The following is a 13,071-nucleotide window of genomic DNA, read 5'->3' as shown; positions in this document are numbered from 1 at the left end:
ATAGATACACTTGCTGCAGAGACCATGGCCGGCACCCTTTATGTCGTCGCCACGCCCATCGGGAACCTCGAAGACCTGACGTTCCGGGCCCTCCGGACCCTTCGGGAGGTGGACCTGATCGCCGCCGAAGATACGCGGCGGACCTCCAAGCTGCTGGCCCACTACGACGTGCGGAAGCCCCTGGTCAGCCTGCACGAACACAACGAAAACCGGGAGTCACCGCACCTCATCGAGAAACTCCAGTCTGGCCTGTCGGTGGCTCTGGTCTCGGACGCGGGGACCCCGACCATCGCCGACCCCGGGTATCACCTGGTGGCGGCAGCGAGGGCGGCGGGAATCGCGGTGGTGCCCATCCCTGGGGCGAGTGCGGTAGCAGCGGCGCTTTCCATCTCAGGCCAGCCAGCCGACCAGTTCGCCTTCCTCGGATTCCCGCCATCGGGAGGCGCGGCGCGGGACCGGTGGTTCGACAGACTCGCCAGCGAGCCAATGACCTCCGTGTTCTACGAATCGCCGCACCGAATCTCCAGGACGCTGGCCGAAGTGGCTGATTATGTGGGCGAACGACAGATTATTGTCGCCAGGGAGCTGACCAAACTGAATGAGACATTGGTCATATGGCAAAATATGGACCGAGTCAGGGAGCAGGGCGAGTTCGTTGTGGTCGTTGGACCAGGCCAATCGGTTGATCAGCTAGACCCAGATGCCGCTGCGGTGGCTGAGTTTATTGGTCAAATAACTAAACTAGTGGGGCTCGGCGAGGATGCCGCCTTAAAACTCGCCGCCTGCCATTTCGAAATCCCTGCAGCGAAGGTCCGGAAGTTGCTCAAAAAAGGGCGGATCCTCGCCAAGCGCTCAAGCGATAATCACGAAGAATGACCGATCTCCACGTCGTGATCCTCGCCGCCGGAAAGGGCACGAGGATGAAATCCGAAACGCCAAAGGTGCTGCACCCGCTGGCCGGCCGCCCAGTCATCGAACACGTTTTGGCGACAGTTGACCATCTGGAAACGGCCTCAACCACCCTGGTCGTCGGCCACGGAGCCGAGTTGGTCAGGGCCGCGCTGGCCAACCGCCCGAACCTCCGGTACGTGGTTCAGTCGCCCCAGTTAGGCACGGGACACGCCCTGTTGCAGGCCGAACCGATCTTGAAAGATCTGAAAGGCGACGTGCTGCTGCTTTACGCAGATGTGCCCCTCCTTGAGCCGGGAACGCTGCTGAGGTTGCTTGAGACGCATCGCGGAACCAAAGCCGCCATGACGGTGCTCACGGCCGAACTCGCTGACCCCTACGGGTACGGCCGCATCGTGCGTGGCGCCGATGGCCGCATGGAGCGAATCATCGAGGAACGGGATGCGTCGGCGGAACAGCGGGCAATCAAGGAGTTCAACAGCGGCATCTATGCCCTGTCCTTGCGGAAGTTGTTCAATAACCTGAACGATTTGGCTACGGATAACGCCCAGGGCGAGTACTACCTGACCGACCTGGTAGCCATGCCGGCAGAAGAAGCTCCGCGTGGAAAGCCTGTGCCTGGACAGCGCGGACGAGCTGCGGGGCGTCAACAGCCGGCAGGACCTGGCCGACTTGTCACTGATCGTCCGCCAGCGAAAGAACCGGCTCTTGATGGTGGGCGGCGTGACAATGGAAGACCCCGCCACCACATACATCGATGCGGACGTCACTGTCGGTGCCGATACGGTGCTGGGTCCTGGCGTGCGTCTCGAGGGTCGAACGGCCATCGGTGAGCGTTGCCGCATTCATGCCGGCAGCCGGCTCACCAACGTGGCTGTGGAAGACGACGTGGTGGTGCTGGATTACAGCGTGATTGTTGATTCCAGAGTGGGCCAGGGCGCGCAGATCGGCCCAATGGCGCACGTCAGGCCGCAGTCGGTCATCGGGCCTGCCGCACGTGTCGGCAACTTCGTGGAGCTCAAGAAGACGACTCTGGGAAAAGGTTCAAAGGCCAGCCATTTGTCGTACCTGGGTGACGCGATCGTCGGCGAAGGTGTGAACATCGGCGCCGGCACGATCACGTGCAACTACGATGGCGAGAAGAAACACACGACGGTTATCGAAGATCAGGTCTTCATCGGCAGTGATTCGCAGCTCATCGCGCCGGTGACGATCGGCAAGGGCGCGTACGTGGGCGCCGGGTCGTCGATCACATCTGATGTGCCGGCAGGTGCCCTGGCCATTGCACGCGGCAAACAGGTGGTCAAGCCCGAGTGGGCCACCAAACGCAAGGCCAGCCGCCCCGTCTCGAAAGACGGCCACTAACCTTCATGTGCGGCATTGTCGGATACGTCGGCGCGAAACCTCCGCTGCCGATTCTCGTTGAGGGTCTGCGTAAGCTCGAATACCGAGGCTACGACTCTGCCGGTGTCGCCATCGTGCGCGATGGCTGCATGGAAGTGCGTCGCAGCGCGGGAAAACTGTCTCGCCTCGAGGACGTGCTGGCCGCCCACCCGATCCAGGGCGACTACGGCATCGGCCATACGCGGTGGGCCACCCACGGCCGGCCGACTGAAGAGAATGCCCATCCCCACCGTGACTGCTCCGGGCGCATCGTGGTGGTCCACAACGGCATCATCGAAAACTACCTCGAACTCAAGCGCTCGCTGGTGGCCCAGGGCCACACGTTCGTCACCGAAACCGACACTGAGGTGGTGGCGCATCTGATCGAACGGGAAACGCGCGATGACGGCTTCGTTGCCGCTGTGCGCCGTGCGTTGGGCCAACTGAGGGGCCTCTTCGCGCTGGTGCTGATTTCGGCCGACGCGCCCGACACCATCGTGGCGGTGCGCAATGGCCCGCCTGTGATTGTTGGTCTGGGCGAGGATGAATACTTCGTGGCATCGGATGTCACGGCCATCCTGAGCCACACGCGGCAGGTGGTCTTTCTCGACGACTTCCAGATGGTGGTGGTGACCAAAGCCGGCGCGGCGTTCTCAACGTTTGACGGCGTCCCGGTGGCGCGCGAGGCCCAGACCATCAACTGGGACCCCGCGATGGCTGAAAAGGCCGGCTACGCGCATTTCATGCTCAAGGAGATCCACGATCAGCCATGGGCAGTGCGCGAGACGGTGCTTGGCCGCGCATCAGTCGAATCCAACCGCGTCTTCCTCGACGAAATACACATCGACGCCGATGCACTCCGCACGATCGACCGCGTGGTGATGCTGGCGTGCGGCACGTCCTGGCACGCAGCGCTGGTGGGCAAGTTCCTGATTGAGGATCTCGCGCGCCTGCCTGTGGAAGTGGACTATGGCTCCGAATACCGCTATCGCGATCCCATCGTAAACTCCCGGACTCTCGCCATCGTCATCACGCAGTCTGGCGAGACGGCCGACACGCTGGCGGCTCTTCGCGAGGCCAAACAGAAGGGCGCGCGGAGCATCGCGATCTGCAATGTCGTGGGCTGCATGGTGACACGCGAGGCGGAAGGCACCGTCTACACACACGCGGGTCCTGAAATCGGCGTGGCGTCCACCAAGGCGTTTACGTCGCAGCTTGTGGCTCTGCAGATGCTGGCGGTGCACCTTGCCCAGGTGCGGGGCCTGCTTGCCGACGAGCGCGCGCGACAGTTATTGCAGGGTCTGGACCAGTTACCGGTGCAGATCGAAGAAACGCTCAAGTCCAACGGTGTGATTGAGGCGCTGGCCGATCGCCTGTGCCATAAACGCGACTTTCTCTACCTGGGGCGGGGGATCAACTACCCCATCGCGCTCGAAGGCGCGCTGAAGCTCAAGGAAATTTCGTACATCCACGCGGAAGGGTATCCGGCCGGAGAGATGAAACACGGCCCCATCGCGCTGATTGATGAAGACCTGCCGATTGTGGCGCTGGCGCCTGACGACCACGTCTTCGAAAAGATGGTGGGCAACATCCAGGAAGCCAAGGCCCGGGGCGGACAGGTGATCGTGGTCACCAACGTCTCACACGCGCGCGCGTTTGATGAAATTCTCGACCCGGTGACCGACGTGGTGCTCACGGTGCCTGACGCCGATCCGCTCTTGATGCCGATTCTGCTGACTGTGCCGTTGCAGCTCCTGGCGTACCACATCGCGGTGCGGCGCGGATGCGACGTCGATCAACCGAGAAACCTCGCCAAAAGCGTCACTGTCGAATGAGTGGGCACCCCTCCTGCACGTAGCGCGGCCTGAACCTCAAGGCCGCGGTGTTCCGCGCGCTTGAGAATCAGCGCGCGCTACGAGATTCGCGCCCACGCGCATGTCGAAACCGGTGTGGGTACATCAAAAGACTGAGCCGCGCGAGTTTGAAGATGTGCGGGTGATATCCTCGTACACTCCGGATGGTTGCACTCGATTCACTGAACCCCTCTCAACGCGCCGCGGTGGAACACACGCAAGGCGCGTTGCTGATTCTGGCAGGCGCAGGCTCCGGTAAGACCCGAGTCATCACGGTCCGAATCGCGCATCTGGTGGCCAACGGTCACGCCGCGCCCGACGAAGTTCTGGCTGTCACCTTCACGAACAAGGCCGCGGAAGAAATGCGCAACCGGGTTGAAGAACTCCTGGGTGCGGATTGCCGGCACGTGTGGCTCTCCACGTTTCACGCGCTCTGCGCCCGACTCTTGCGGCGCGAAGCGCCTGCGATCGGGCTGACGCGTGATTTCGTCATCTATGACTCATCGGATCAGCTCGCAGTAGTCAAACAGGCGCTGCGGGCCGCCGACATCGACGACAAGATGCTGACGCCACGAGCGGCGTTGTCGCGCATCAGCCAGGCCAAAAACAGGCTGGAAACCCCGACGGACATGAAGTCGAGCGGTTGGAGTCTTCGCGACCAACAGGTCTCAAAGGTCTACGAATATTACCTGCGCGTGCTCGGCGAGGCCGGCGCGCTCGATTTTGACGACCTCCTGCTTAAAACCGTCGAGTTGATGGAAACCAGCGAACGGGTGCGCGACTTCTACTCGCGCAAGTTCCGCTACATCCTCATCGACGAATACCAGGATACCAACCGCCCGCAATACATGCTCATCAAGCGGTTGGCCGAACATCACCGCAACCTGTGCGTGGTGGGCGACCCTGACCAGTCCATCTACAAATGGCGCGGAGCCGACCTGCGCAACATCCTCGACTTCGAGCAGGACTTCCCCGAAGCCACCGTCGTCAAACTCGAGCAAAATTACCGATCCACGCAGGTCATTCTCGACGCCGCGTCGGCCGTCATCAGCGTCAACCGCAACCGCAAGGAAAAGCGCCTCTGGACCGACCGTAAAGGCGGTGAGCTCATCGTGTACGTGAGGGCCGGCGACGAAATCGAGGAGGCCGACTACATCACCAGCGCCATCCGCGAAACACGCCTGGTCGACATTAAGACCATGACGGCGATTCTGTATCGCACGAATGCGCAGTCACGAGCCATTGAAGACGCGTTGATGCGCGAAGGCATCGCTTACAAGATCATCGGCGGCGTCCGCTTCTACGAGCGCAAGGAAATCAAGGACGTGCTCGCCTACCTGCGCCTTGTCATGAATCCACATGACGATGTGAGTTTCAGGCGAGTAGTGAATGTGCCGACCCGGGGTATTGGCAAGACGGTGATCGAGGCCCTTGAGGCGATTGACCTCAACCAGTCTGAACACCTGACCACTCCCCTGTTCGCCACAGGGCTGCAGCCGGTCACCTCATCACGCTCGATGTGGGCGAGGTTGATCGTCGCCCTCGACCAGCGGCAGGCACCACCGCGCGCCGTGGCCGCGCTCAAGGGCTTCAGGGACCTGCTCGTCTCCCTGGCGGCCGATTGCGCAAGTTCCAGCGTGTCCATTTCCCTGGGGCTCGTCCTGGACCGATCGGGCTACCTGAAGGACCTGCGCGACGAACGGAGCGAAGACGCCGAGTCGCGTATCGAAAACCTGATGGAACTGGTGTCGGCGGCCCGCGAGTACGAGACGCGGGAGTCTGATGCGTCGCTGGGCGGGTTCGTGGACCGTCTGTCATTGCTGTCTGAGGCCGATGAGGCCCAGGGCTCGAACGACGCTCGCGTGTGGATGATGACCATGCATGCGGCCAAGGGGCTGGAGTTCCCCGTGGTCATCGTGGCCGGCATGGAAGAGGGGCTGTTTCCGCACTCGCGTTCGGCTGAAGACGAGGACGAAGTGGAAGAGGAACGTCGCCTCTGCTACGTCGGCCTCACGAGAGCCCGCGAGCGCCTGATTCTGACGGGCGCCTCCAGGCGCCGGGTGTTTGGCGACTACCAGTCCACTGAACCGTCGCGGTTCCTTGATGAGATTCCGCCGGAATTGATGCGCCGGGTTGAGCCCAAGGCGGCACCGGCTTGGAATACCGGGCGGTATGAGACAAGGAACCCGTACGCACGGCGCTACAGCGGGCCGAAGGTGAAGGAAGCTGCGGCCTTCCCGTCGTACGAAGATGAGGATCAGTCGTCGGCCACCGGCCTCAAACTCGGTCTGCGCGTGCGCCACAAGCAGTTTGGCGTCGGCACCATCCTCGCGGTGGAGGAGCAGGGCGACGACACCCGCGTGACCGTCAGGTTCAACGCGGTGGGCACCAAAAAGCTCGTCGCCCGCTACGCTGCGCTGGAAAAGGCGTAGACCGTCTTTGTATTTCGTAGCGCGCGCTGGGTCTCAAGCGCGCGGGTGCCCGCGGCCTTGAGGTTCAGGCCGCGCTACGTTTCGGAAAAAGCCGTGACGTTTCGGACGAGCGTTTATTCCTCGGAGGCCGGGTCTTCAGACCCGGCAGGCGTCTCGGGAGCCTCGGGCGTTTCCGCCACTTCAGCCGGGTCCTCAAGCTGCATCAGCGTGGCGATTGAGACGACGCGGTCGCCGTCGGCCAGGTCGATCAGGCGCACGCCCTGCGTGTTGCGGCCGATGGCCCGCATCCCGCTGGTGGGCATGCGGATGATCTGGCCCTGCTCGGTGACCATCAGGAGATCGTCCTGGTCGGTCACGCACGCGATACCCACGACCAGACCATTGCGGTCGCTGGTCTGGACGTTCTTGAGGCCGATGCCGCCGCGGTTCTGCTTGCGGTATTCCGCCACTTCGGTGCGTTTGCCGAAGCCGTTCTCGCAGACGGTCAGCAGAGTGGCTTCGTCGCTGACCACTTCCATGGCCACCACGCGATCGCCCTCGCGCAGGCTGATGCCACGGACGCCGTACGCCGTTCGCCCCATCGGCCGCGCATCGTCTTCGCTGAAGCGAATGGCCATGCCGTCCTTGGTGCCGATGACGAGATCCTTCTTGCCGTCGGTTTCCGCCACCGCGATCAGCGTGTCGGTATCGTCCACCTGGATGGCGATGATGCCGGCCGCGCGCGGATTCGAGAACGCCTTGAGGTCGGTCTTCTTGATGGTGCCCTGCTGCGTGCCCATCACAATGAACCGCTGGTCTTCTTCTTCTGGGAACCCCTGCACTTTGAGGAGTGCGGCGATTTCTTCGCCCTCCGCCATCTGCACCAGGTTGGCGATGGACTTGCCCTTGCTGCTGCGGCTGACCTCTGGAATGTCGTAGACCCTGAGCCAGTAACACTTGCCGCGATCCGAAAAGATCAGGATGTACGCGTGGGTGTTCGCGATGAAGAGATGGCGCACCACATCTTCGTCGCGGGTCTGCATGCCGATCAGGCCCTTGCCGCCGCGCCGCTGCTGCCGGTACTCGTCCAGAGCGCTGCGCTTGATGTAGCCGGTTTGCGTGGAGGTAATCACCACGTCTTCGTCGGCAATCAGGTCTTCCACGCGGAAGTCGGTGCTGTCTTCGATAATTTCGGTGCGGCGGTCGTCACCGTACTTCTCGCGAACGGCCTTCAGCTCTTCGATGATGATCTCGAGGATCAGTGCGTCGCTTGAAAGGATGGCGCGCAGTTTCTCTATCAGCGTGACGAGCTCGGTCAGCTCATCGACGATCTTCTGCCGCTCAAGACCGGTGAGCCGCTGCAACTGCATGTCGAGAATGGCTTGCGACTGCAGCTCAGAGAGACCGAAGTTCGTCATGAGGCCCACACGGGCCTCGGCCGGGTTTTTCGACCCGCGAATCAGGGTGATGACGGCGTCGAGGTGGTCGAGGGCGATCTTCAGGCCTTCGAGGATGTGCGCACGCGCCTCGGCCTTGCGCAGCTCAAACTCGATACGCCGCCGCACCACTTCCTTGCGGAACTCGATGAACAGCTCGATGATCTGCAGCAGGTTCAACACACGAGGCCGGCCGCCGGAGATGGCCAGCAGCGTGATGCCGTAGCTCATCTGCAGCTTGGTGTGTTTGTAGAGATTATTGAGCACCACGTCCGGCAGTTCGCCGCGCTTGAGCTCGATCACGATTCGCATGCCATCGCGATCCGACTCGTCACGCAGATCCGAAATGCCTTCGAGCTTCTTGTCGCGCACGAGCGTGGCCGTGTCGGCGATCAGGGTGGCTTTATTGACCTGGTACGGAATCTCGGTGATGACGATCGACACGCGATCGCCCTTCTTGTTTTCTTCGAAGGCCGCTTTGCCACGCACCACGACGCCGCCGCGGCCTTCGCGATACGCGCGATGGATGCCGGCGCGACCGACGATGGTGCCGCCTGAGGGGAAGTCGGGTGCGGGAATCGCCTGGAGTGCCGCGCGGAAGCGATCCGCCTCCGGAGCGTCGCGTTGGTCGATCACGGCGAGCACGCCATCGATCACTTCGCGCAGATTGTGCGGCGGAATGCTCGTCGCCATGCCGACGGCAATACCGGTGGAGCCGTTGACCAGGAGATTCGGATACGGCGCCGGAAAGACCGTGGGCTCTTCGGTGGTCTCGTCAAAGTTCGGCCGGTGATCGACCGTGTCCTTGTCGAGGTCGGCCATCATCGCCTCGGCCAGCGACTCGAGCCGTGCTTCGGTGTAACGGTAGGCGGCCGGCGGGTCGCCGTCGATCGAACCGAAGTTGCCCTGACCGTCGATCAGGGTGTACCGCATGCTGAAGTCCTGCGCGAGGCGCACGAGCGTGTCGTACGCAGGTGCGTCACCGTGCGGATGGTAATTGCCGATGACTTCGCCGACGATCTTCGCGCACTTGCGGTACGGGCGATTCGACGCCAGGCCCATCTGGCGCATGGCGTACAACACCCGCCGGTTGGCGGGCTTCAACCCGTCACGGACATCGGGCAATGCGCGCCCGATGATTACGCTCATCGCGTAATCCATGTACGAGCGCTTCATCTCGTCTTCGATATTGACGGGAATGCGCAGGGGAGAATTCTGGTCCATGGCGTCGGGCACTTAGATATCGAGGTTCTTGACGTCGAGCGCGTTGTCTTCGATGAACTTGCGGCGCGGCTCAACCTGGTCGCCCATCAAGGTGGTGAACATCAGGTCGGCTTCGGTGTGGTCTTCAGCGCGCACCTGCAGCAACGTGCGCTTCGTGGGGTCCATCGTGGTTTCCCACAACGTGTCGGGGTTCATTTCACCCAGACCCTTGTATCGGTTGATTGCCAGACCGCGTTTGCCGGCCAGCACGAAGTAGTCCACCAATTCGTCGATGGTTTCCACACGACGGTCGGCGTCCTTGTCCTTCGACGCCGGCTTGGCCGCAACCGGGGCCGCAACCTCTTCGCCTGCGGCGGCTTCGGCGCCGCCTTCCCCGTCCGTTGCGACTTCAACGTCGGCAGAGGATTCACTGTGGCCGGTGGTGCGAATCACAACTGGTCCCATCATCAACTCGCGGATGTCCACGTAGGCGGCCGCCAGCGTGCGGAACTCGCCAGTGGTCACAAAATCCAGGTCGAGACGATGGTGTTTGTCGTAGCCGAAAGATCTGTCCGTAATCACGACGGCAAGCGCGTGATGTTCCGGATCTTCCACCACAGTCGTGGAAATTTGCGGCTCCTGCAGATGCCGCGCGAGCCCATCAACCAGTTCGCGGTCGGTCCAGAAGGTCTTGTCCCGCGCTCCACCTTCGAGCAGCGCGGTGATGGCCCGGCGCGACGGCCCGCGCCGCTCAACCACCTGCAGGAACTTGCGGAACATGATCAACTTCTCAAGCCGTCGTTCGAGTGGCTCGCCCGACAACTCCGCGCCGTTGGACAGCAACAGCGTGCGTGACTCAGTGGCGCGACGAATGAGGAACAGTTCGAGTTGACGCTCGTCCTTGATGAACGATTCCTGCCGGCCACGTTTGGCGCGGAACAGCGGCGGTTGCGCGATGTAGATGTACCCGCGATCCACAAGGTCACGCATCTGCCGATAGAAAAACGTCAACAGCAGTGTGCGGATGTGGGAGCCGTCCACGTCGGCGTCGGTCATGATGATGATGCGGTGATACCGCACCTTTGACCCGTTGAATTCATCCGGGCCAATGCCGCACCCGAGCGCGGCAATCAGCGTGCGGATTTCCTCGTGGCCGAGCATCTTGTCGAAGCGAGCCTTTTCGACGTTGAGGATTTTGCCCTTGATGGGCAGCACAGCCTGGAACCGGCGGTCGCGGCCCTGTTTGGCTGACCCGCCTGCCGACTCGCCTTCAACGATGTAAATTTCAGCCTGCGCCGGGTCGCGTTCCTGACAGTCGGCCAACTTGCCTGGCAGCGCGGAGCTGTCAAGCGCGCCTTTGCGGCGCACGAGGTCGCGCGCTTTCCTTGCCGCTTCACGAGCCTGCGCCGCTTCGATGGCCTTGGCCACCACGCGCTTGGCAACAGCCGGGTTCTCTTCAAGGAACGCGCCCAGCCGATCATTGACCACGCCTTCGACGATGCCCTTGACCTCGGTGTTGCCGAGCTTTGTCTTGGTCTGGCCTTCAAACTGCGGCTGGGGAATCTTCACCGAGAGAATGGCGGTCATCCCCTCACGGATGTCATCACCGCTGATGGCCTCGGCCAACTTGTCGCCCAGGCCGTTTTTCGTGGCGTACGCGTTAATCGTGCGCGTCAACGCCGAACGGAACCCCGACATGTGGGTGCCGCCCTCGGTGGTGTTGATGTTGTTCGCGAAACTGAACGTCGTCTCTGTGTAGCTGTCGTTCCACTGCAGCGCGATTTCCACCTGGGTGGCATCGCGCTCGCCCGACATGTAAATCGGCTTCTCGTTGGTCACCACACGGTTGGTGTTCAGGTACTGCACAAATTCACGAATGCCGCCTTCGTAGAAGAACTCGTGCCGCTTCCCGTCGCGCTCGTCGTCAATGGTGATGCGGACGCCGGCGTTCAGGAACGCAAGTTCACGCAACCGCTGCGAGAGCACTTCGGCCGTGATGGTGGTGGTCTCGAAGATCTCGTGGTCGGGCTTGAACGTGACCTTGGTGCCGCGCTTCTCGGTGGTGCCGGTAATGGCCAGGTCGGCCGTCGGCGTCCCACGCTGGAAACGCTGCTGATGCACATGGCCGTTGCGCCAGATCTCGAGTTCGAGCCACTCCGAGAGCGCGTTGACCACCGAGATGCCGACGCCGTGAAGACCGCCCGAAACTTTGTAGGCGGAGTTTTCAAACTTGCCGCCGGCATGCAGGACGGTGAGCACCACTTCAGCGGCCGACTTGCCGCTTTCGTGCATGTCCACGGGAATGCCGCGGCCGTCATCCACCACCGTGACGGACTCGTCGATGTGAATCGTGACGTTTACGTTCTTGCAGAAGCCCGCGAGCGCTTCGTCAACGGAGTTGTCTACAACTTCGTAAACCAGGTGGTGCAGGCCTTGTGGGCCTGTGGACCCGATATACATGGCGGGGCGTTTCCGCACCGCTTCAAGACCTTCCAGAACTTTGATTTGGTCGGCGCCGTACTGGTCGGCTGCGTTCTCGGTATTTTCCATCAGTGCTTTAGACAGCCGTTCACAGACGCATCGGCATGATCACGTAGGTGTATTCGTAGCCTTCGGCTGAGATGGGTTTCATCACGGCCTGACTCATCTCGTCCTTGAATTCGAGCAGGACGCCTTCGGTTTCCACCACGTTGAGGAAGTTGTCCACGTAGTCGGCGTTGAAGCAAATCTGCAGGGCCGGCCCGGAGTACTGCACCGGCAACACTTCGTGCGCCTCTCCAAGTTCCGGCGTGCTTGAGGTGATTTCCACCTGGTCTGTGGCGATCGAAAACTTCACCGCCTTCGATCGTTCATTCGACAGCAGGCGCACACGGCGCACTGCGGACGCCAGCCGATCGCGGTCAAACTCGATCTGCTTGTCGTTGGTCTTGGGGATGACCCGTTCGTAGGCCGGGAAATTCGCGTCGATCTTGCGCGAAATCAGCAAACGCCCTTCGGCCTTGAAAAAGATGTGGTTCTCTCCCTGTGAAAACTCGATGGCCGCGCCACCGTCGATGAGCCGGGCCACTTCGTTCAGGGTTTTACGCGGGAGCAGCACTTCGGACGGAGCGGCGGCGCCGGAAGGTTCGTGCACAGTCACCAGGGCGAGACGATGGCCATCGGTGGCCACCATGCTCAGCGAATCGGGCCGCATCACCAACTGGGCACCGTTAAGGAAGTACCGGGTGTCTTCGCTCGTGATCGCAAAGCGGGTGTGGGAAATCATCCGCTTGAGCGCTGCGCCAGGCAACGAGGCTTCCAGGTCGCCAGACTCCTTCGGAGGCGTGGGGAACTCGCTGGCGGGCAACGTCTGCAGTTTTGATTCAAACCGGTCGGCTGCCACAGTGACGCTCTTGCCACCCTTGTCCGCTTCGATGCGGATGTCGGTATCGGGCAACGCGTTCACAATCTCAAACAGCTTCTTCGCCGGCAGCGTCAGCGTGCCCGGCTTCGACACCGTGGCGTCGCAGCGACTGCGCAGCGCCACATCCAGGTCCGTCGCCAGCAGCGACACAGATCCATCCGCCGCTTCGATGAGCACGTTGGCGAGGATAGGGATCGTGTTCTTGCGTTCGACGATGCCTTGCAGGAGGGAAAGTTCTTTGAGGAGATCGTTCTTGCGAACCACTAACTCCATTGGTAGGGCGGCCTCTCTCGACTCTCTCCCTCGCGGAAGGATCGATCAACTCTTTAAGGAAGATCAAAAAGACAACAGATTATAACAGTAATAAGAGGGTGTGGGTAACCGAAAAAAACATCGATTACCTGTTAAAAATCAACAACTTACCCTGTGCACGTTTCTGTGGGTATCCGGGGCCAAATCCTGCCCGCGATCTG

6 protein-coding genes and 1 pseudogene are annotated in these 13,071 nt (G+C 61.6%); 4 read left to right on the top strand and 3 right to left on the bottom strand.

Annotation, left to right across the window (positions count from 1 at the left end; translation table 11 throughout):
* The first annotated feature begins 24 nt into the window (after nucleotides 1-24).
* The 4 genes and pseudogenes from rsmI (at nucleotide 25) to IPL75_23220 (ending at nucleotide 6,577) form a co-directional block, all read left to right on the top strand.
* Nucleotides 25-876 (top strand): 16S rRNA (cytidine(1402)-2'-O)-methyltransferase, encoded by an 852-nt coding sequence (gene rsmI, locus IPL75_23235; GenBank protein MBK9243109.1) that lies wholly within the window; start codon nucleotides 25-27, stop codon nucleotides 874-876.
* Nucleotides 873-2,274: pseudogene (glmU, locus tag IPL75_23230) on the top strand (bifunctional UDP-N-acetylglucosamine diphosphorylase/glucosamine-1-phosphate N-acetyltransferase GlmU). Before rsmI ends, glmU begins: the two are co-directional and overlap by 4 nt.
* Nucleotides 2,275-2,279: 5 nt before the next feature.
* Nucleotides 2,280-4,127, top strand: a complete 1,848-nt coding sequence (glmS, locus tag IPL75_23225) for a glutamine--fructose-6-phosphate transaminase (isomerizing) (GenBank protein ID MBK9243108.1) — start codon at nucleotides 2,280-2,282, stop codon at nucleotides 4,125-4,127.
* Between the two features lie 182 nt (nucleotides 4,128-4,309).
* Complete coding sequence (locus IPL75_23220; GenBank protein ID MBK9243107.1) at nucleotides 4,310-6,577, top strand: UvrD-helicase domain-containing protein; 2,268 nt, start codon at nucleotides 4,310-4,312, stop codon at nucleotides 6,575-6,577.
* 113 nt (nucleotides 6,578-6,690) lie between these two features.
* Here IPL75_23220 and gyrA read toward each other — a convergent pair whose 3' ends face one another.
* Genes gyrA through dnaN form a run of 3 tightly spaced genes read right to left on the bottom strand, consistent with a single transcriptional unit; the run spans nucleotide 6,691 to nucleotide 12,871 of the window.
* Complete coding sequence (gene gyrA, locus IPL75_23215; protein MBK9243106.1) at nucleotides 6,691-9,216, bottom strand: DNA gyrase subunit A; 2,526 nt, start codon at nucleotides 9,214-9,216, stop codon at nucleotides 6,691-6,693.
* 12 nt (nucleotides 9,217-9,228) lie between these two features.
* Entirely contained in the window at nucleotides 9,229-11,745 is a 2,517-nt protein-coding gene (gene gyrB, locus IPL75_23210) for a DNA topoisomerase (ATP-hydrolyzing) subunit B (protein MBK9243105.1), read from the bottom strand.
* Between the two features lie 19 nt (nucleotides 11,746-11,764).
* Nucleotides 11,765-12,871 carry a DNA polymerase III subunit beta gene (gene dnaN / locus IPL75_23205; protein ID MBK9243104.1) on the bottom strand — a complete coding sequence of 369 codons (1,107 nt, stop codon included), beginning with the start codon at nucleotides 12,869-12,871 and terminating at the stop codon, nucleotides 11,765-11,767.
* Nucleotides 12,872-13,071 lie beyond the last annotated feature (200 nt).

This window comes from Acidobacteriota bacterium (assembly GCA_016716905.1).
Classification (GTDB): Bacteria; Acidobacteriota; Vicinamibacteria; order Vicinamibacterales; family SCN-69-37; genus SYFT01.
The sequence above is the reverse complement of the archived record's forward strand: the minus strand, read 5'-3'. Positions and strand labels throughout refer to the sequence as shown.